Source organism: Pseudomonas sp. 8O, assembly GCF_902506495.1.
GTDB classification, from domain to species: domain Bacteria; phylum Pseudomonadota; class Gammaproteobacteria; order Pseudomonadales; family Pseudomonadaceae; genus Aquipseudomonas; species Aquipseudomonas chaetocerotis.
Genome location: NZ_LR733264.1, coordinates 293,390 through 309,166, shown reverse-complemented (window position 1 = coordinate 309,166; position 15,777 = coordinate 293,390). Strand labels below are relative to the sequence as shown.

The 15,777-nt window shown below is 64.7% G+C and carries 15 protein-coding genes; 5 read left to right on the top strand and 10 right to left on the bottom strand.

The genetic code is table 11. The annotated features are described in order from the left end of the window. Nucleotides 1-55 precede the first annotated feature (55 nt). Together GV002_RS04270 and GV002_RS04265 are read right to left on the bottom strand one after the other, a co-directional pair. The gene (locus GV002_RS04270) at nt 56-520 is read right to left on the bottom strand and encodes an REP-associated tyrosine transposase (protein WP_160017203.1); all 465 of its coding nucleotides are present in this window, start codon (nt 518-520) and stop codon (nt 56-58) included. Between the two features lie 116 nt (nt 521-636). Continuing rightward, the gene (locus tag GV002_RS04265) at nt 637-1,035 is read right to left on the bottom strand and encodes a hypothetical protein (RefSeq protein ID WP_160017202.1); all 399 of its coding nucleotides are present in this window, start codon (nt 1,033-1,035) and stop codon (nt 637-639) included. An 83-nt stretch (nt 1,036-1,118) separates the two neighbouring features. On the opposite strand from GV002_RS04265, the gene GV002_RS04260 reads away from it, so the two are divergent. From GV002_RS04260 to GV002_RS04240, 5 genes are all read left to right on the top strand, one after another. Beyond that, on the top strand, nt 1,119-1,469 hold the full coding sequence (locus GV002_RS04260) for a MerR family transcriptional regulator (protein WP_160017201.1): 351 nt from the start codon (nt 1,119-1,121) through the stop codon (nt 1,467-1,469). A 126-nt stretch (nt 1,470-1,595) separates the two neighbouring features. After that, the gene (locus GV002_RS04255; protein WP_160017200.1) at nt 1,596-2,951 is read left to right on the top strand and encodes an 8-oxoguanine deaminase; all 1,356 of its coding nucleotides are present in this window, start codon (nt 1,596-1,598) and stop codon (nt 2,949-2,951) included. 228 nt (nt 2,952-3,179) lie between these two features. Next, nucleotides 3,180-4,262 carry a BMP family ABC transporter substrate-binding protein gene (locus tag GV002_RS04250; protein WP_160017199.1) on the top strand — a complete coding sequence of 361 codons (1,083 nt, stop codon included), beginning with the start codon at nt 3,180-3,182 and terminating at the stop codon, nt 4,260-4,262. A gap of 147 nt (nt 4,263-4,409) precedes the next feature. Then, nucleotides 4,410-5,369 (top strand): 2-oxoglutarate and iron-dependent oxygenase domain-containing protein, encoded by a 960-nt coding sequence (locus GV002_RS04245; RefSeq protein WP_160017198.1) that lies wholly within the window; start codon nt 4,410-4,412, stop codon nt 5,367-5,369. A gap of 297 nt (nt 5,370-5,666) precedes the next feature. Further along, a complete protein-coding gene (locus GV002_RS04240; RefSeq protein ID WP_160017197.1) occupies nt 5,667-6,614 on the top strand; it encodes an adenosine deaminase in 948 nt (315 codons plus the stop codon). A 107-nt stretch (nt 6,615-6,721) separates the two neighbouring features. Here GV002_RS04240 and GV002_RS04235 read toward each other — a convergent pair whose 3' ends face one another. From GV002_RS04235 to GV002_RS04200, 8 genes are all read right to left on the bottom strand, one after another. Continuing rightward, nucleotides 6,722-7,258 carry a cytochrome b/b6 domain-containing protein gene (locus GV002_RS04235; RefSeq protein WP_160017196.1) on the bottom strand — a complete coding sequence of 179 codons (537 nt, stop codon included), beginning with the start codon at nt 7,256-7,258 and terminating at the stop codon, nt 6,722-6,724. Beyond that, complete coding sequence (locus GV002_RS04230; protein WP_160017195.1) at nt 7,258-7,524, bottom strand: PepSY domain-containing protein; 267 nt, start codon at nt 7,522-7,524, stop codon at nt 7,258-7,260. The genes GV002_RS04235 and GV002_RS04230 overlap by 1 nt, the downstream gene beginning before the upstream one ends. 244 nt (nt 7,525-7,768) lie before the next feature. After that, a complete protein-coding gene (locus tag GV002_RS04225; protein ID WP_160017194.1) occupies nt 7,769-9,859 on the bottom strand; it encodes a TonB-dependent copper receptor in 2,091 nt (696 codons plus the stop codon). 62 nt (nt 9,860-9,921) lie between these two features. Continuing rightward, nucleotides 9,922-10,296 (bottom strand): DUF2946 domain-containing protein, encoded by a 375-nt coding sequence (locus tag GV002_RS04220; RefSeq protein WP_160017193.1) that lies wholly within the window; start codon nt 10,294-10,296, stop codon nt 9,922-9,924. Beyond that, nucleotides 10,296-10,790 (bottom strand): copper chaperone PCu(A)C, encoded by a 495-nt coding sequence (locus GV002_RS04215; RefSeq protein WP_160017192.1) that lies wholly within the window; start codon nt 10,788-10,790, stop codon nt 10,296-10,298. Before GV002_RS04215 ends, GV002_RS04220 begins: the two co-directional genes overlap by 1 nt. Nucleotides 10,791-10,869: 79 nt before the next feature. Then, the gene (locus tag GV002_RS04210) at nt 10,870-12,246 is read right to left on the bottom strand and encodes a PepSY-associated TM helix domain-containing protein (RefSeq protein WP_160017191.1); all 1,377 of its coding nucleotides are present in this window, start codon (nt 12,244-12,246) and stop codon (nt 10,870-10,872) included. A 42-nt stretch (nt 12,247-12,288) separates the two neighbouring features. Then, nucleotides 12,289-13,734: a hypothetical protein gene (locus GV002_RS04205; protein WP_256667028.1), complete on the bottom strand. Its 1,446-nt coding sequence runs from the start codon at nt 13,732-13,734 to the stop codon at nt 12,289-12,291. Next, a complete protein-coding gene (locus tag GV002_RS04200; protein ID WP_160017189.1) occupies nt 13,722-15,752 on the bottom strand; it encodes a TonB-dependent receptor family protein in 2,031 nt (676 codons plus the stop codon). The genes GV002_RS04205 and GV002_RS04200 overlap by 13 nt, the downstream gene beginning before the upstream one ends. Between the last annotated feature and the right edge of the window lie 25 nt (nt 15,753-15,777).

Below are 15,777 nucleotides of genomic sequence, written 5' to 3'. Positions count from 1 at the left end.
GCCGCTCCTACACACAGCGTACGCCCCGTAGGAGCGGCTTCAGCCGCGATAAGCTCTACAGCCACACGGTGTCCCATAGCGGGTAATCCGCCACCCGCTTTACCAGGCCTGCCCGCACAGGATTGGCAATCACGTATCGTGCGACAGTCTGTAAGTCCTCTTCCTGGCGCAAAGCCCGATCATGGAAGCCGTGCTGCCATAACGGGCCTAAACGCGACAAATACTGATTGATCCGTCGAGCGCTGCGGCCTTTTATCCGACGCATCAGCTCATCCAGGGGTGTGCGCTCCAGCTGCACCAGCCAATGCAGATGATCAGGCATCACGACCCATGCCAGGGAGTGCGCCAGGCCATTCTCATGAGCATCGCGCAACTCGGCGACCAACAACCGCCCGAGTGCGAAATCCTGCAGAAGCGCTTCGCGCCCATGTAGCACAGCCGTCAGCAAGTAGACGCGACCAGGTTCGGAAAAGCGTCCTCGGCGTAGTGCATCTGCATGCGGTTTGTCTGGACGAAGCATTCCTTTGCCTCCTGATCTTGACTGGTTCTGTATAGCAGTAACCGTTCATCGCGGCTGAAGCCGCTCCTACAGAAACAACATGCCCCGGAGGAGCGGCCTCAGCCGCGAAAAGCTTGTTACGGCAATCTGACCGGCCACAACTGCGCCACGCCCCAGGCCAGTTCGAAGAGCAGGAAGATCGCGATCAGCGGCGTCGCACCCTGCATCAATGCGTACACCTGCCAGGTGGAGAACAACAGGCGACCGGCCGCGTCATAGCGGCCGAATACCAGTTGCGGGTCACGAATACGCAGCACCGACCAGACGCAGACGATCGAGCCCATCAGGTTGGCCATCAGCATATGCATCGGCTCGAAGGGCGGCAGCATGTCGGGCAGGCCGAGGCCGTGATGCAGGCTCTGCAGCAGGCCGTGCAGCGCCATGAAGCTCCAGGGCGTGACAAAGGCCGCGGTCACCAGCAGGTCGTACCAGCCGCTGGCCCGCACCAGGCGGCGATAGTGTTCGGGGGTCCACATGGGTGTTGCTCCAGTCATCGAAGGAGCACCCAAGCTAAGGCCTGGAGTATGCTCCAAGGTCAATACTCCAACGAGCGATAACGATGCGTATCGGAGAACTGGCCGAAGCCTGCGAGGTGAGCCGCGACACCCTGCGTTTTTACGAGCAACGCGGGCTGATCACCGCGCGGCGCACTGCCAACGGCTACCGAGACTACCCCGCCGAGATGGTGCAGTTGGTCACCTATATCAAGACCGCGCAGCGCCTGGGTTTCAGTCTTGGCGAGATCAGTCAGCATGTCGGCGGCCTGTGGCAGGCCAGCGCCCCGGATCAATCCGTGACCCAACTGCTGCAGGACAAGCTGGCGTTGATCGAGCGACGCATCGGTGAATTGCAGCAATTGCGCAGCGAACTGCAGCAGCGCCTGGCAACGACCTGCCCGCTGCGCGCCTGAGGCGCATTGCATGCTGACCCCGAGGTCAGTTATCTTCGCCGCACGTCGATTCCGACGCACCTGGATCAGCAGACAGGGTCAACACTGAGCTGGCTTACCTGACATCAACCTCAGAGGAGCCTGCTCATGGCAGCTACCCGTATCTGGATCAAGAACCCTCTCGCCATCTTCACCGCCAACGACCTGGACGCTACCGGCGGCCTGGTGATCGAAGATGGCCGCATCGCTGAAGTGCTCAGCAAAGGCCAGCAGCCGTCAACACCCTGCGACCAAACCTTCGATGCACGCGAGCACGTGGTGCTGCCGGGCCTGGTCAACACGCACCATCACTTCTACCAGACCCTCACTCGCGCCTGGGCGCCGGTGGTCAACCAGCCGCTGTTCCCCTGGCTGAAGACGCTCTACCCGGTCTGGGCGCGCCTCACACCGGAGAAACTCGCCCTGGCCAGCAAGGTGGCGTTGGCCGAGCTGCTGCTGTCCGGCTGCAGCACGGCTGCCGATCACCATTATCTGTTCCCCGGCGGCCTGGAGAATGCCATCGATGTGCAGGTCGAGGCAGTGCGCGAACTGGGCATGCGCGCCATGCTCACCCGTGGTTCCATGAGCCTGGGCGAAGCCGACGGGGGCCTGCCGCCGCAACAGACGGTGCAGCAGGGCGAGGTGATCCTGGCCGACAGCCAGCGCCTGATCGGCCAGTACCACCAGCGCGGCGACGGCGCGCAGATCCAGATCGCCCTGGCGCCCTGCTCGCCCTTCTCGGTGACCCAGGACATCATGCGCCAAAGCGCCCAACTGGCCGACGAACTGGACGTGCGCCTGCACACCCACCTGGCCGAAACCCTCGACGAGGAGGACTTCTGCCTGCAACGCTTCGGCCTGCGCACGGTGGATTATCTGGACAGCGTCGGCTGGCTCGGTCCGCGCACCTGGCTGGCCCACGGCATCCACTTCAACCCCGACGAAATCGCCCGCCTGGGCGCTGCCGGCACCGGCATCTGCCATTGCCCCAGCTCCAACATGCGCCTGGCCTCAGGCATCTGCCCCAGTGTCGAGCTGGAAGCCGCCGGTGCGCCGCTGGGCCTGGGTGTCGACGGCTCGGCCTCCAACGATGCCTCGAACATGATCCTCGAAGCGCGCCAGGCGCTGTACATCCAGCGCCTGCGCTACGGCGCCGAACAGATCACCCCGCAACGCGTGCTTGGTTGGGCCAGCAAGGGTTCGGCGAAGCTGCTGGGCCGCAGCGATATCGGCGAGCTGGCGGTGGACAAGCAGGCCGACCTGGCGCTGTTCAGGCTCGATGAGCTGCGTTTCTCCGGCAGCCACGATCCGCTCTCCGCGCTGCTGCTGTGCGGCGCCGACCGTGCCGACCGGATGATGATCGGCGGCACCTGGCGCGTCATCGATGGGCAGATCGAGGGGCTGGACGTGGCGCAGCTGATCGCCGATCACCGCCAGGCAGCGAAGCAGTTGGTCAACGCCTGATCCCGAACCGTAGGGTGCGCCGTGCGGCACCCTAAGGTTTGCAGCAGGGCAATCGCACCACAACGCAGCATCTGCACGCCCATCGCACCAATAGCGCTCCACACCATTCTCCGCTCTTGCCCACAAAGGCTTTCAGTACGGCTATCTGTCCTTTTGGTCAGCTTTTTGCAGTCAAGGGATCAGCCAACCAACGGCCACCCCAACACCAAGACTGGAGCTGCACCCACCATGCACAAGAAGAGCAAGAAACCGCTGCTGCGCACCCTCGTCGCCGCCCTGGGCTTTGGCGCCATGCTCAGCGCCTCCGCCGCCGATCCGCTGAAGGTCGGCTTCGTCTACATCGGCCCCATCGGCGACCACGGCTGGACCTACCAGCATGAACAGGGCCGGCAAATGCTGATCAAGGAAATGGGCGACAAGGTCACCACCAGCTTCGTCGAGAACGTGCCGGAAGGTGCCGACGCCGAGCGGGTGATCCGCAACATGGCCAAGGGCGGTTTCGACCTGATCTTCACCACCTCCTTCGGCTACATGAACCCGACCATCAAGGTGGCCAAGCAATTTCCCAAGGTCACCTTCGAGCACGCCACCGGCTACAAGCAGGACAAGAACGTCGGTACCTACCTGTCGCGCTCTTATGAAGGTCGCTACGTCGGCGGCTTCCTCGCAGCGAAGATGACCAAGACCAAGAAGGTCGGCTACGTCGCCTCCTTCCCGATCCCCGAGGTAATCCGCGACATCAACGCCATCCAGTTGGCGCTGGACAAGTACAACCCGGGCACCGAGATCAAGGTGGTGTGGGTCAACACCTGGTTCGATCCGGGCAAGGAATCCGACGCTGCCAACGCGCTGATCGATCAAGGCGTGGACGTCATGTTCCAGCACACCGACAGCCCTGCACCGATCCAGACCGCCGAGCGCCGTGGCATCTACTCCGTCGGCTACGCCTCGGACATGGCCCACTTCGGGCCGAAAGCCGTGCTCACTTCGATCGTCAACGACTGGGGCCCGCACTACGTGAAATCCACCCAGGCGGTGATCGACGGTACCTGGAAATCCGAAGATTTCTGGGGCGGCCTGGCAGAAGACACAATCGAACTGCCGATCAGCGACCTGGTGCCGGCTGATGTGAAGAGCGAGGCCGAGCAGATCATCGCCGACATTCGCAGCGGCAAGTTCCACCCCTTCACCGGCCCGATCAAGGATCAGAGCGGCGCGGTGCGCATCGCCGAAGGCGTGAGCGCGACCAACGCAGAACTGGCCTCGATGAACTACTACGTGGAAAACGTGAAGGCCGAAATACCGAAGTAAGTGGCTGGCGGGTGCAACCCGCCACCCGGCAACTACCGATGCCGTCCCTGCCATTGGCAGAACCGCATCAAGGGGACGCTTCACCAGAAGCGTCCTTTTTCGCTGCCCTGGGTACGAGAAGACTCGCAGCAACACCCCGGAGCTTTTATGAACAGCCTCCCCATCATCGACATCGCCCCTCTCTACGCCGACGACGCCTCGGCCTGGCCCGCCGTGGCCGAGCAGATCGACCGCGCCTGCCGCGACTGGGGCTTCTTCTACATCGTCGGCCACCCCATCGGCAGCGAGCGCATCGACGCCCTGCTCGGTGCAGCAAAGCGCTTCTTCGCCCTGCCCGCCGAGGAAAAACTCAAGATCGATATCACCCAGACCACCCACCACCGTGGCTACGGGGCGATTGCCACCGAGCAGCTCGACCCAAGCAAGCCGAGCGACCTCAAGGAAACCTTCGACATGGGTTTCCACATGCCCGCCGATCACCCCGAGGTGCTGGCCGGCAAACCTCTGCGCGGGCCGAATCGCCACCCGGACATACCCGGCTGGGCTGCGCTGATGGAACAGCATTACGCCGACATGCACGAGCTGGCCAAGACCCTGCTGCGCGCCATGGCCATGGCGCTGGACATCGAGCACGACTTCTTCGACGCGCGCTTCCATGAGCCGATCAGCGTGTTGCGCCTGATCCACTATCCACCGCGCCACACCGCCAGCTCGGCCTCCCAGCAAGGCGCCGGCGCGCATACCGACTACGGCTGCATCACCCTGCTCTACCAGGACGATGCCGGTGGCCTGCAGGTGCGCGCGCGCGAAGGCGAGTGGATCGACGCGCCGCCGATTGCCGGCAGCTTCGTGGTCAACATCGGCGACATGATGGCCCGCTGGAGCAACGACCGTTACACCTCCACGCCGCATCGGGTGATCAGCCCGCTAGGGGTAGATCGCTACTCCATGCCGTTCTTCGCCGAACCGCATCCCGATACGCTGATCGACTGCCTGCCGAACTGTTCCAGCACGGACAATCCGGCCAAGTATTCGCCGGTGACCAGCGCCGCGTACCTGCTGTCGCGCTTCGCCGACACCTACGCCTATCGGCGTGAGGAAGCGTAGGGCGGATGATGGCTCCCACGCTCCGGCGTGGGAGACCAACCCGGGACGCTCTGCGTCCCTCAGACGCAGAGCATCTGCAAGGGCATTCCCACGCGGAGCGTGGGAACGATAAATGCCTATCGGCGCGAGGAAGCGTAGGGAGGATGATGGCTCCCACGCTCCGGCGTGGGAGACCAGCCCGGGACGCTCTGCGTCCCTCAGACGCGGAGCGTCTGCAAGGGCATTCCCACGCGGAGCGTGGGAACGATCAAAGGGTTAAACTTCTACCCTACCCAAGCCTGACAACGAGAACCGACCATGCCCGAATGGCTCAACGCCCTGCCCAAGGCCGAACTGCACCTGCACCTGGAGGGCTCGCTGGAGCCCGAGCTGCTGTTCGCCCTGGCCGAACGCAACCAGATCGCCCTGCCCTGGGCCGATGTCGAGACCCTGCGCGCGGCCTATGCCTTCAACAACCTGCAGGAATTTCTCGACCTGTACTACGCCGGCGCCAACGTGCTGCGCACCGAGCAGGACTTCTATGACCTGACCTGGGCCTATCTGCAACGCTGCAAGGCGCAGAACGTCATCCACGTCGAACCTTTCTTCGACCCGCAGACCCACACTGACCGTGGCATTCCCTTCGAGGTGGTGCTGCGCGGTATTCAGCAGGCGCTGCTCGACGGCGAGAAGCAACTGGGCATCAGCCACGGCCTGATCCTCAGCTTCCTGCGTCATCTACCCGAAGAAGAAGCCTTCAAGACTCTGGAGCAGGCCATGCCGTTCCGCGATGCCTTCATCGGCGTCGGCCTCGACAGTTCGGAGAAGGGCTTCCCGCCCCGACTGTTCGAGCGGGTGTTCGCCAAGGCTCGTAGTGAGGGCCTGCACGCGGTGGCGCATGCCGGCGAGGAGGGTCCACCCGAATACATCTGGGAAGCGCTGGGTTTGCTCAAGATCAAGCGCATCGATCACGGCGTGCGCGCCATCGAGGATGAACGCCTGATGCAGCGCATCATCGACGAGCAGATTCCGCTGACCGTCTGCCCGCTGTCGAACATCAAGCTCTGCGTGTTCGAGCACATGGGCCAGCACAACATCCTCGAGATGCTCGAGCGCGGCGTGAAGGTGACGGTGAACTCGGACGATCCGGCCTATTTCGGCGGCTACGTCGGCGAGAACTTCGCCGCCCTGCACGAACACCTGGGCATGACCGAAGCCCAGGCCAAGCGTCTGGCGCAGAACAGCCTGGACGCGCGCCTGGCCTGAATCGACGGCAGCACTGATCGCCCGCAAGCGGGCTCCTACAACACCGCGAACCTGTAGGAGCCCGCTTGCGGGCGATGCTTTTGAACGAAGGGCAAATCCGCGATGCCTCAGTGCTGTTCCAGCTTGCGCCGCTTGCCGGTCACCATCGACAGCGGCAGGTTCTCGCGCAGCCGATAGCTCTCGAACAGGGCCGCGGCGATATGCAGGCCGACCAGCGCCATCAGACCGTTGGCACAGAATTCATGGATTTCCAGCGGCAGGTCCGCGCCCCAGAAGTAATCGACCTCCTCCATCAGAAAGCCGGTCACACCCAGACCGAGCATCAGCGTCATCATCAGGAGCATCACCAGTGCGCCCAGCGGCGAATGCCCCAGGCGGTGATACGGCTGCCCGGAAACCAGTGCGCGCAGGTGCTCGCTCAAACGCGCACGGCTGGGCCAGAAATCCGCCCAGCGCGCCGCCGGCGTACCGACGAAACCCCACACCAGGCGAATCGCCAGCCAGGCCACGGCGTAATAGCCGAGCCAGCGATGCCAGTCCTCACCCTCTTCGGTGAAGAAGTAGTTGGCCAGGAAAGCGCCGGCCAAGGACCAGTGGAACAAGCGCACCACTGGGTCCCACAAGCGCGTGGTCGGTGCGCTCATCAGCTTTCCACGTCACTCTTGACGGCGTTACCGCTGACCGGGTCAAAGTAGATCTCGACCTTCTTGCCGTCCTTGTTGAAACCGTAGATTTCGTAGCAGTCGCCGTCAGTTACCTTGAACTTGTTGATCTCGTAGCCCTGAGCCTTGAGGTCGGCCTGGAACTTGTCCTGATCCTGCCACTGAGCCTTGTCGGCGGTGGTGCATTCGGTGGCGGCGAAGGTCAGCGGGCTGGCCAGAGCCAGGGACAGCAGAAGCAGTTTACGCATGGTGGAGTCCTCTTCGATGCAGGGGAAAGTGTGTCTGCGGGGACTACTCTGGCGCCTGAACCTTAAGACTCTATTAGCCCACGCAAAATAGTAGCCCGGATGCAATCCGGGAAAGGTGGGCGCCGTGCCCGGCCAAACGTAGGAGCCCGCTTGCGGGCGATCCGCATTGTGCAAGCGCCAACCGCCCGCTTGCGGGCTCCTACGAGAGGATCGCTACGGTTCGTAGCGCCGGACTAGCGAAGGCTTAGAAGTCGAAATCGACCTTGGCCCAGAGGGTGCGGCCCGGCTCATCGATACGGGTTTCGGCCGGGAAGCCGAAACCAGCATCGCCAGCCAGGTTGAGGTGCTCGGCGTAGCGCTTGTCGAGCAGGTTATCCACACCGGCGCTGAGCTTGACCTGCTGGCTGACGCGGTAGGCGCCATTGAGCGAGAGCACGCCGAAGCCGGCGCTGTCGCCGAAGTCCTGCCCCACCACGTTGCCGCGCCCTTCGGCGATGCGGCCCTGGCCGTCGACCACACGCCACAGCGCACCGACGCTCCAGTCGTCACGCTGGTAGGTCAGACCCAGGCGCGCTTCCAGCGGCGGCATCTGCGGCAGTGCTTCGCCGTCAGAGCTGTTCTTGCCCCAGGCGTAGGCCAGGGTCGCGTCGGCCGTCCAGTTGGAATCGAAGGCGTAAGCCACACCCAACTCGCCGCCCATGATGCGCGCATCGACGTTGTCGGCCTGGGTGCTCATGCCACGGTAGTCGAACAGGATGTAGTCGCGGATCTGCCCGGCATAGGCGGAGGCCCAGGCCTGCAGCTTGTCGTCCTGATACTGGATGCCGATATCGAGCTGGGTGGTCTTCTCCGGCTCGATGCCAGCGAAGGCGTTGTCCGCGCCGGCCGGGCCGTTGAGGCCGGCGGAGAACAGCTCCCAGTAATCGGGGAAGCGCTGCACGTGGCCGATGCCGGCATAGACGGTGGTCGGCGAGGCGGACAGGTCGTGCTCGTAGCGCACGAAACCACTGGGCAGGGTATCGGCACGGGTCTCGCCCGCCGTCGGGTTGGCCGTGGTCATGCCCATCATGTTGCTGAAGTTCTGCCGGTAGTCCTTGGCCGAAGCACGATCAAGGCGTGCGCCGGAGATCAGCCGATCACGTTCGGCCAGGCGCCAGGTGGCTTCGGCGAACACGCCATAGTTGTGCATCAGCGCGTCCTTTTCCCAGGGGAAGCGATCGGCGTCGACATAGGGCATGCCCATCATGCCGCCGCTGGAGCTGCGCTGGCGGTGCTCACTGCGCTGCGCATCGACGCCGGTGATCAGCTCGACGTCGTCCCACTTCCAGGTCGCGGCCAGCCGTGCGCCCAGGGTGCGACGGTCGACCTGCGCCGCCATCGGCCCGGCCATCATGCTGCTCGGGTCCGGCGCGCGCAGACGGAAGTTGTCCATGATGTGGTCGGCGTAGTTGTAGTAGACCTTGGCCTCGACCTTATCCAGCACACCGCCGAGGTTGCTGCGCTCGATGCGCAGGCCGAGGCTTTCGCGCTTGAACTGGGTGCCATCCATGCCACGACCGCCGTAGCGCGCCTCGCCATCGCCACGGCCGGCGCTGAGCTCGATCAGGGTATCGGCATCCGGCGTCCAGCCCAGGGCCACGTCGCCGTTCCACTTGTCCCAGCGCGAGGCGATGGTGTCGCCGTCACCGTTGTCGTAATCGTCCGACTGCGAGCGGTTGCCCATCACCCGCAGGTAGCCCTGATCGCTGCCGACGGCGCCATCGATCAGGCGGTCGAAGCGGCCATTGGAGCCGGCCAGCACACTGGCATGCAGCCGCGTGCCCAGCTCACCGAAACGTTCCGGCTCGCGGTCGAAGCGCACCACCCCAGCCGAAGCGCCCGGGCCCCAGATCACGGTTTGCGGACCCTTGGTGACGGTCAGCAGATCGTAGGTTTCCGGCGAAATGTAGGAACTGGGCGCGTCCATCCTGCCCGGGCAGGCGCCGATCATCTGCCCGCCATCGGTGAGCAGCAGCAGACGCGAGCCGAACAGGCCGCGCAGCACCGGATCGCTGTTGCTGCCGCCGCTGCGGATCGCGGAGAAACCGGGAATGGTCTTCAGATAATCCGCCGCATCGCTGGCCGGCACCGGCTGACGCGGGTCCTTGGGATCGGCCACAACGGTCAGCGGCGAGCTTTGCTGGATCGCCGTGATCACGCTGGGCGGCAGTTCGTGCACAGGCTCCTCGGCAGCCTGCAGGGCCGTGATGGAACACAGGCCGCAAGCGACAGCCAAGGCGGAAAGGGGAAAACGAGGGCGCACGGAAACAGCGCCCGAAACGAAGAAAACGGACATGCGAATACCTGAAAAGTCGATTGGCGAAGAGGCTTGCTCATTGCCTCATGGGAAGGGTGACTTCAGGCGCGCATCGGCGGTGCGCGTGACAACGCGTGTGGGAAATGAGCGCGAGGCAGTGGCTGCGTCGGCTGCACGCTGCCCGTTTGATGAAGCGGCCCCAGCCACCCTGCAACCGGCAAGCTGTCCTCGGCCAGCGCCGGGCAGTGGGAGAACAACGAACAGTAGCCGCAGGCATCCGCCTGCAGCACCGGCAGGCCCCTGTCGAGCGAGACCGGCACACTGCCCGCCCCCTCATGACAGCCAAGCTCGTTCAGCCAGCGCCAGTCAGTGGGCTCGGCACGCAGTTGCGACGCCAGGGGCGCCAGCACGATAAGGACGAACGCCAGCAGCCCAAGCTGGGCGGCGAGCGTGCGTCTGCGTGCCGTGAACAGCATCAGTGCTGATGCTTGCCGTGGTCGTGAGCGTCGCCATGTTCATGGCCAGCCGGTGCATCTTTCTGTACGGCAACTTCGACCTCCACAGCACCGGCCTTCTCGAAGGTCAGGGTCAGCGGGAAGCGCTCACCGTCCTTGCCCTGTTGTTTCAGGTTGAACAGCATGACGTGGTAGCCCATGGGTTCGAACTTCACCTCGCCACCGGCGGGGATGGCCACGTCCTGCACCTGCTGCATTTTCATCACTCCATCGGCATGCACGTGCTCGTGCAGTTCAGCCTTGCCGGCCACCGGGGTGCTGGCGCTGAGCAGACGATCGGCTTCGCTGCCCTTGTTGTGGATGACGAAATAAGCAGCAGCAGTCGGTGCCACCGGCGGCATCTCGCGCGACCACGGGTGGTCGATATGCAGTTGGCCTGCCTCGTACTCGTGGGCCTGCACCAACAGCGTCGGCAGCAGCAGGGTGAGGCCGAGCAGGGTTTTCTTCAGGGTCATGGGTGTTGCCTCCTGGTTTGGAATCGAATCATGGGTCGAGCCTATAACGTCTTGCGACGATCAAACTGTTCACTTTCATTCATGCCAGCGGCCGGGTCGATGGCCACAGTTGGCGAAAGCGCGAGAGTAGCCAGTCAAGAACGAAGACCAGCAGCAGCGAAGCGCCGACCAGCGGGAAGATCGCGCCGAGCACGATCATCACGCCGATGGCGGTCTTCCAGCGCGGCAGGTCGTGGCGCAGCGGCGGCACACCGAAGCGTCCGGCCGGGCGGCGTTTCCACCACAGCACCAGGCCGCTGACGGAACTGAAGATGATCAGCAGGCAGACCGCCGCCATCAGCAGCTGGTTGGCCAGGCCGAACAGCTTGCCTTCGTGCAGCATCACCCCGGTTTCCACGGTTTTCGCCACTGGGCCGTAGTCCTTCCAGCGCACGTCGGCGAGCACTGCGCCGCTGTATTGGTCGAAATGCAGCGTGGCGTCGTTGCGCGGGTCATCGGCAAACAGCGCGACGGTGTAAACGCCCTGCTCGCCCTTGGGCAGACTGATGCTGTAGCCGGGCTGAACACCGCGCTCGGCGGCGCTGTCGACCACATGCTGCAGCAGGCTGGTGGAGGCCGCTGCGGCCTGATGCCCGGCATGGCCGTGATGCGCGGCATGCGGGTCGGACGCTGGCAGCGGCGTGACCTCCACCGCCCAGGCCACGGTTTGCTGGCTGCTGCTGTTGAGGCTGCCGGTCAGTTGCCCGGACTTGGGCACGTCATCCCACATGGCGGCGGGAAAGTGATTCCAGGCACCGGCGAACTGCGCGCCCCAGTAGCCCGTCCAGGTCATGCCGGTGAGCAGCATGAACAGCAGCAGTGCGCTGCCCCAGAAGCCGGTCACCGCATGCAGGTCGCGCCACCACAGGCGCCCTCGCGCGCTCAGACGTGGCCACAACACACCCGCCCCACTGCTGCCGCGTGGCCACCACAGGTACATCCCGGACACCACCAGCACGATGCCCCAGCCAGCGGCCAGTTCGATCAGCCGGTCACCAACGGTGCCGATCAGCAGATCACCGTGCAGCTTGCGCACCACCGCCTGCAGGTTCCACAGGGCGTCCTGGGCGCCGAGAAGGCTGCCGTTGTAGGGATCGACGAACAGGTTCAGCTCCTGGCCGTCCCGATTGATCACAAACTGCGCACTGCGATCCTGTGCAGCGGGCGGCAGGTACTTGCTGACCGTCGCCTGCGGATAGGCTTCGCGAACGATAGCCAGTTGCTGATCGGCACTGAGGCGCTGCTCGGCGACCGGCACCTGCATCAGGTCGGCATACATCCAGGTATCGAGCTGCGGTTTGAACAGGTAGATGATCCCGGTGATCGACAGCAGGATCATGAACGGGATGACGAACAGCCCGGCATAGAAGTGCCAGCGCCAGGCCAGGTTGTAGAACGAGACATTATTCATTTCCATCTCCAGTCGGTGAGGGTGGCGGAAGGAATTCGCAGGTCGCCATCAGCGCACTCTCCGACGCAGCAGGCTCAGGCCGACCAGCGCCAGTAGCACATGCGCCAGCGCAACCAGGCCCAGCAGCAGATGCTTGTAGCCATTACCCAGGCCGGCGAGAAACTCCCACTTGTGCAAGTAGGCGAAGATCCAGCCTTCGCGCCGGTCGGCGTCCTGGACGCGGCTGGCCAGCGCGCCGTCCAGCGGGTCGACATACAAAGCGGTGTGTCGCACGTCGGTGTAAGTGGCCTTGAACACCGGCAGGCGTTTGAAGACGAAGCCGTATTCGTGATCGAACTGCGATTGCAGCTCAAGGCTCTGCATTTCGCCCAAGCCGAGGCCGGCAGCGTAATGATCGAGGCGTTGGCGAGCATGACGACGCGCCGCATCGATATCCAGCTCACGCCCGTCGGCATCCAGATAGTGCAGGCTCGGCATCATGCCGAACTGCTGCCCCTGAGCCCGCCAGACCGGTTTACCGTCCAGCTCCAGCAGGCTCAGGCCGAACAGTGTCTCGCCCTGCAGCAGCCACTCGGCATTGGGTGCCTTATCCAGCCGGGCCACGTCGAAGCTAGGGGCATAGGCGACCGGCCACGGCTCGGCCATCTGTTTGTGCAGCAGGTGCCAGGCGCCACTACTGGCGAAGCTCAGGGTCGCGGCCGCCAGCCCCAGGCCCCACCAACCATGTAGCCGGCGACTGAAGCTGCGGGCGCGGCGACGCGCGACGAACAGCGTGATGCCGAACAGCGTCGCGCTGAGGATAGAGGCCAGCAGCAGGACCATCAGTAGCGGACGCAACGGCCCCGCCGCATCCAGCCAGCGAAAGCTGTGCAAGGTCTGGAAGAAGGCGCTGAACCAGGCCTTGCGCTGATCCACCAGGGTGCCTAGACGGTCATGGAACAGGTCGACATACACCCGCAGTCGATCATCGCGCTGGGTATCGACCCGCGCGACCGGCAACAAGCGGTTGATAAAGGCGTACTCGCTGGTAAAGCGCTCGACGCTGTCGACATAGCTCAGCGGCTCGTCACTGCCTAGATAGTGCCGCGCCAGGTGTTCGGCATGAGCCGCAGCCACATCGCTGGCCTGGCCGCTACGCGCATGCCAGTAACGCGGCAGCGGTTCACCCGGCAGACGCGCCTGGTAGTAAGGCTCGCCGGCCAGGACCAGCAGGCGCAGTGCCTGTACCCGCTCGATGGTCGCTGCGGAGAGGACCTGCGCCGGGCTGCGCAGGTGATCCAGCGGTACTACCTGCTGTGGTGCGGCCATGGTCTGCGGGCGCGGCTGCAGGTAGCCCATCAGCGGGTGCAGCATGCCACTGCCCGCCCAACTGAACACGCCCAGGCAGGCTAGTAGTGCAAGGCGCCTGTGCCACGGCAGCAGCCGCAACAGGCGCTGATGCCAGGTCAGACGCGGCAGTTCTTGCGCCGGCAGTGCCGCTGTCAAAGCCGCCACTCCAGGCCGGCATAAACGGCGCGGCCGTCGCCGGGCAGGAACTGCGCGCTGTCCTGGCCGCGAGCGTCGGCGATCACCCCGGTGGTGGCGGCGTAGGTCTTGTCGGACAGGTTGCGACCCTCGACGAAGAAGCCCAGCCCTTCGCGCGCCCGGTAACCGGCCTTCAGCCCCCAGATGGCGTAGCCGTCGGCATACAGGCTCTCGGCGTGGTCGACGTTGTAGTGGGTCGGCACCCATTCGAAGGTCGGCCCGGCGTACCAGCCACCCTGCTGCCACAGCGCCTCGCCCTTGACGAACTGGCGCGGCGCGCCGGCCAGGCGGTTGTCGCCGTAGACATCGTCGTTGTCGAAGCGAAAATCGTTGAGCAGGTACTGGCCACGCAGCACGAACTGGCCCAGGGTCAGCGCGCCGCCCAGCTCTATGCCCTGGTGCAGGGTGCGGTCGGCGTTGATGGTGCCCAGCGCGTTGCCGTCGGCGTCGTTGAGCGCCAGCAGTTCGTCGCGGATCTCGCTGCGATAGACCGCCACGTCCAGCTCCAGATTGCTGCGCATCCAGCGCATGCCGAACTCCAGGGTATTGGCCTTCTGCGCGTCGTTGGCCGTGACCACCTGGCCGCCGGTCAGCTCGCTGAAGGTCGGCGGCTCGACGCTCTGGCTGAAGTTGGTGAACAGCTGCAGACCGTCGTCCAGATCATGACGCAGGCCGATACGGCCAATGCGACCGATATAGGTCTTGTTGAACGACTCATCCTGGGCCAGACAGAAACCGCTGACGAAGGCGTTGCACTTGAGCCGATCGTCGACGTCGCGCTGCTGATGCAGCCAGGCCAGGCCGCCAATCAGCGCCCAGCGCTCGGCCAGCGGTACTTCCAGCTCGGCGAAGGCATTCAGGCTGCGTGCGGTCTGGTGCAGTTCGTTGACCTTGCGCCCCTTCTGCCCGCCTACGTTGAGGTAACGCGAATCCCAGTTACGCCCGTGGTTGACCTCGACGCCGCCGACCCAGCGCCAACCCTGGGCGTCCTGCCACTTGTGCGCCAGGCGCAAGCCGTAGTCCTCGCTGTCGATATCCAGCACCTGGAAGATCGGGTGGAACATCGACTTCTCGCTGTAAAAGCTCGACAGTTCCAGGCTGTGCCCGCCGTCCAGTTGCAGGGTGCTGATGTTACCCAGGCGGTTGAGGGTGAAATCGCGCTTCTGGTCGCCACCGAGGGCCGCAGCCGAGGCCTGCTCGGGATCGCGGCGCAGCTGCGCCTTGGTCAGGCTTCCCGGCAGCTCGGAGTCGCTCTCGACATGGGTCAGGTAGAAGCGGGTGGCCAGGCGCTCGTTGATCCGCCCGCCGAGGTTGGCGAAGTAGCGCTGGTTGTCCTGCCTGGCGTGATCGCGAAAGCCGTCCTGCTGGTAGTCGGCGATGCTGACGAAGCCATCCCAGGCGCCGAAGTCCTGGGCAAAGGCGCCGTACAGCCGCTGGTAGCCGAAGCTGCCGCCCTCGACGCGCAGATCGACCGGCGCCGCGGTCTTGCCGGTGGGGGTGACGAAGTTGATCGCCCCGCCCAGGTTGGCCGCACCGTAGCGCCAGGCGTTGGCGCCGCGCAGCACCTCGACGTGGTTGGCCGCCAGCGGCTCGATGGTCTGGAAGTCGAAGCTGCCGTCGGCCAGGTTGACCGGCGCGCCGTCCTGCATCAGCAGCAGGCCGCGGCCATGGAAGGTGCGCTGCAGGCCGGAGCCGCGAATCGACAGGCGTGCCTCCTCGGCACCGAAGCGCGGCTGGATGAACACCCCGGTGGCCAGGCCGAGGGCATCCTGCAGGGTGCTGCTGCGCCCGCTCTTGTAGGTCTCGGCGTCGACCAGGCTGGCGCCGCCGGGAATATGGGCGAACTCGGCGCGCTTCTCCTCGATGGTCGGCGCGGTGGGGTCGGGTCGTTGCTGGCCGGTGACGGTGTCGTCCGGTAGTTGCACGTGGTCGGCCTGGGCCAGGCCGCAGCTCAGCGCCAGCAGGCCGAAAAGAAATGGGCGTCGCATGGGTGTCTCCCCTGAAAACTGCGCC

Bases quoted from the DNA above. Each gene is read 5' to 3' on its own strand.
- GV002_RS04200 (WP_160017189.1), bottom strand. From the start codon at position 15,752: ATGCGACGCCCATTTCTTTTCGGCCTGCTGGCGCTGAGCTGCGGCCTG.
- GV002_RS04235 (WP_160017196.1), bottom strand. From the start codon at position 7,258: ATGAGCGCACCGACCACGCGCTTGTGGGACCCAGTGGTGCGCTTGTTC.
- GV002_RS04260 (WP_160017201.1), top strand. From the start codon at position 1,119: ATGCGTATCGGAGAACTGGCCGAAGCCTGCGAGGTGAGCCGCGACACC.
- GV002_RS04230 (WP_160017195.1), bottom strand. From the start codon at position 7,524: ATGCGTAAACTGCTTCTGCTGTCCCTGGCTCTGGCCAGCCCGCTGACC.
- GV002_RS04265 (WP_160017202.1), bottom strand. From the start codon at position 1,035: ATGTGGACCCCCGAACACTATCGCCGCCTGGTGCGGGCCAGCGGCTGG.
- GV002_RS04250 (WP_160017199.1), top strand. From the start codon at position 3,180: ATGCACAAGAAGAGCAAGAAACCGCTGCTGCGCACCCTCGTCGCCGCC.
- GV002_RS04255 (WP_160017200.1), top strand. From the start codon at position 1,596: ATGGCAGCTACCCGTATCTGGATCAAGAACCCTCTCGCCATCTTCACC.
- GV002_RS04225 (WP_160017194.1), bottom strand. From the start codon at position 9,859: ATGTCCGTTTTCTTCGTTTCGGGCGCTGTTTCCGTGCGCCCTCGTTTT.
- GV002_RS04240 (WP_160017197.1), top strand. From the start codon at position 5,667: ATGCCCGAATGGCTCAACGCCCTGCCCAAGGCCGAACTGCACCTGCAC.
- GV002_RS04220 (WP_160017193.1), bottom strand. From the start codon at position 10,296: ATGCTGTTCACGGCACGCAGACGCACGCTCGCCGCCCAGCTTGGGCTG.
- GV002_RS04210 (WP_160017191.1), bottom strand. From the start codon at position 12,246: ATGGAAATGAATAATGTCTCGTTCTACAACCTGGCCTGGCGCTGGCAC.
- GV002_RS04270 (WP_160017203.1), bottom strand. From the start codon at position 520: ATGCTTCGTCCAGACAAACCGCATGCAGATGCACTACGCCGAGGACGC.
- GV002_RS04245 (WP_160017198.1), top strand. From the start codon at position 4,410: ATGAACAGCCTCCCCATCATCGACATCGCCCCTCTCTACGCCGACGAC.
- GV002_RS04215 (WP_160017192.1), bottom strand. From the start codon at position 10,790: ATGACCCTGAAGAAAACCCTGCTCGGCCTCACCCTGCTGCTGCCGACG.